Genomic DNA, 3,308 nt, shown 5'->3' on the forward strand with positions numbered 1-3,308 from the left:
CGCTCACTTGCGTCACTGCGGCCATATAAGTGATAAGCATCCCAAGTGTAACCATTTGAGAACTCACCATTTGCACCTAATACAAAACGCACTGAATCAACCGCTTGGTTGAAGCGACGAGGACCTACACTTGACATACGACGAAGTGCGAACATTCTTTCATCTGCACCTTCATCACCAGTTTGTTTAGCAAAGTCATATAAACCAACGTATGGGTAGATGTCTTTGTTAATTGGGATCAAGAATGTACGACCAGCTTCACCGACTGTACCATTAATCGGTTGTGGTGCCATTTGTTGATCAGATAAACGTTTAGTGTAATTACCTTCAAAGTAAACAGATGTCGTATCAGAAAGCTCATAAGTACCATTTGTACCTAGTGAGTAACGCTCAGCTGGTGTATCTAAGAAAGATAGTGTTGAATAGTTATAACGATCAGCATCACCAAAGCTGTGGTAACCTTTTGGATTAGTTGTACCATCACCGCCTGGCTCAAATACCAGGAAACCCGGCGACCCTGCAACAGCACCACCGATTACGTTAGCAGAACCAGCACAGAACTTTTCTGCACCAATTTGCTTTGTCTCATCATTTGGATCAAATACCGCTCTTTCATCTATTGGGCAGTCAGAGTAATCTCTGTCGCCTTGACGAGCTTCACCACGGTTGAAGTAACCCATAGTTACAACAATGTTACCTTTTTCACCTGAAGTACCGAAAGTAAAGTCGATTTGTCCATTTTCAGCATCGCTTTCAAATGATTGACCAACCTGACCTGTAACTTCAAAACCTTCGAAGTCTGTGCGAGTAATGATGTTAACAACACCTGCAACCGCATCTGAACCGTATACTGCTGATGCACCATCTTTAAGTACTTCGATACGCTTAACGATTGCCATTGGGATTTCGTTTAAATCAACTGAAGAGTCTGCACCAAGGCCACCACCTGGAATACGGCGACCGTTGATTAAAACTAATGTACGGTTTGAACCTAGTGCACGAAGGTTTACTGACGCTTTACCGCCACCGCCATTGTTTACTGAAGACGTTAAACCACCAGTTTGTGCTGTTAGAGATTGAAGTGCAACTGCAACGTTTGTAATACCTTCAGCTTTAATGTCTGAAACGTCTAACACAGTTACTGGTGATGCACTTTCAAGGTCTGCACGCTTGATACGAGAACCTGTTACTTCGATACGTTCAACTTTTTCAGCGCCTTCATCGTTAGCAACTGATTGTGCTGAGAATGCAGCCGTAGACGCTGCACCAAAAGCAATCGCTAAGCGAACTGCTTTTGACACTTTATTATTTAACATTTTATCTCCCTGTGCTTAAACTTAAGCGTTTGTTTTTATTTGATTTTTTTAATTTTAAAAATGTAGTTCTTAAACTACACAGTTAACATACTAATATCATGGCTAACAAAGCGTCAACTAGGCAGTCAGTGCTAAAACGATTAATCAAAGTGACAAAGTTCCAAAAAAAGCAACAAAAAAAAGCAACAAAAAAAACAGTTGTAAACAAAAGAAATAATAAATAAAGCTAGAAACAGAAATACACGGCAGCTTGATGCTTTTTCAAGTATTGAGAAAAAGTAAGACTAAACACTTTAGCTTTTAGTTTCTCAACTTTTAAAAATTAACATTTTAAGATTTGAACAATTGAATATTTAAGGATAAAAAAAAATAAAAAAAAAGCTCGGTTAGAACCGAGCTTTTGCATATTAAAGACTATGTATGGTTTAGAACTTAGACGAGAAGCTCATGAACCAACGACGGCCTACTGTATCGTACGTGTACTGATCCGTATTTGAATCGCCATAATCAGTGAAGTATGGAGGCGTTTCGTCTGTTAAGTTACGAATACCTGCAGATACACTGAAGTTATCATTCACATAGTAAGATACTGATACGTTGTGTGTAATGTAAGCTTCTGCTGTGTGGTCTGCTGCATCTAGCTTCTGCTGATCAACTTCTTGTTTAAGTGCTGTTAGTGCATCACCGGTTACACCATTTGCAATACCTTGCGCTAAATCTTGCTTAGCATCAAAGATTGAAGATGTTTCTGACTCAGAAATATAACGCGCTACCCAAGTAACTGACCAGTCATCAGCACGTAGTGATGTAGAAAGTGTGTGTTTCCAATCAGCAATCGTACCTGTTGTTGCACGACCTACGTTTTCATCAATTGGCTGACCTTCGAATGATTGATCTTTCCAACTCATGTAATGTGTGCCTTCCCAGTCAACTTTTAACGTTAGATTAGAAAGATCTGTCGTGTAGTTGAAGTTGAAATCAACACCTTCTACTTCCCATACTGAAAGGTTTTGAGATGTTGCTTCAACGCCTGACACTGTACCGATTGCGTTACGGCTTAGCGTTGAACACCATGATGATGCACCACCAATACCACCGTCAGCAGCTTCATAACACTTATCAATGATTGTTTGAGCACCTACCGATGTGATTACATTTTCCATTTCAATATTGAAGTAATCAACAGTCATGCTGAAACCTTCAACAAAGCTTGGCTCATAAATGAAACCGTAAGTTAATGTATCAGCTGTTTCTGGTTGTAGATCTGGGTTACCACCACTTAGTGAACGATCCACCTGACCATTTGGCTGCTCAAAACCAGCACCTACGTCTCTTGAACAGTTTTTGTAAATGTTTGAGTTTGAGTCTTTACTATCCCAGTTGTTACATGGGTCTGTGTACGGAGGGTAACCTGTTGATTGACCACCGAAAAGATCACCGATGCTTGGTGCACGGAAGGCAGTTGAAATTGTACCACGAAGCGTTAGACCATCGATTGGTGCATATTTAAAGCCTAGTTTCCACGTCTCATCTTGACCGAACGTGCTGTAATCAAATGCGCGAATTGCCGCTGTAATTTCTAAATCATCAATTACTGGTAGGTATAATTCAGCATAGATTTCATCTACTTGGAAACTACCAAATGTTGGCGATGATGCATTACCTGAACCTACACCAGAAACTGTAAGTGCATCTGGGCTTGAACCACCTTCTTCTTCACGGTGCTCATAACCTGCTGCAAAACCAGCGTAACCACCAGGTAGTTCGAATAGCTCACCTGAAATACTTAGTGCTGTCAGGCTCATTTGGTTATAACCAACCGCTTGGTCAGTATAACGGATATAATCTGCATCTTCTTGAGACAGAGAATCAGCACCCATGTAGTTAATACAAGGCGCAGTTACATCATTACCTTCAACCGTATAACTGCCTGGTGCACCTTTAACTGTCACACCCACACAATTATCGTTTATTGAACGGTAAACGCGGTCC

At 40.7% G+C, this 3,308-nt stretch carries 2 protein-coding genes; both read right to left on the reverse strand.

What is annotated here, in order from left to right:
- A partial coding sequence (locus tag CWB72_RS20105; protein ID WP_171037372.1) for a TonB-dependent receptor plug domain-containing protein occupies window positions 1-1,316 on the reverse strand: 1,316 nt, incomplete at its 3' end.
- 425 nt (window positions 1,317-1,741) lie between these two features.
- The coding region (locus tag CWB72_RS20110) for a TonB-dependent receptor domain-containing protein (RefSeq protein ID WP_138635176.1) at window positions 1,742-3,308 on the reverse strand (1,567 nt) is incomplete at its 5' end.

This window comes from Pseudoalteromonas phenolica, from assembly GCF_005886345.1.
Classification (GTDB): Bacteria; Pseudomonadota; Gammaproteobacteria; order Enterobacterales; family Alteromonadaceae; genus Pseudoalteromonas; species Pseudoalteromonas phenolica_A.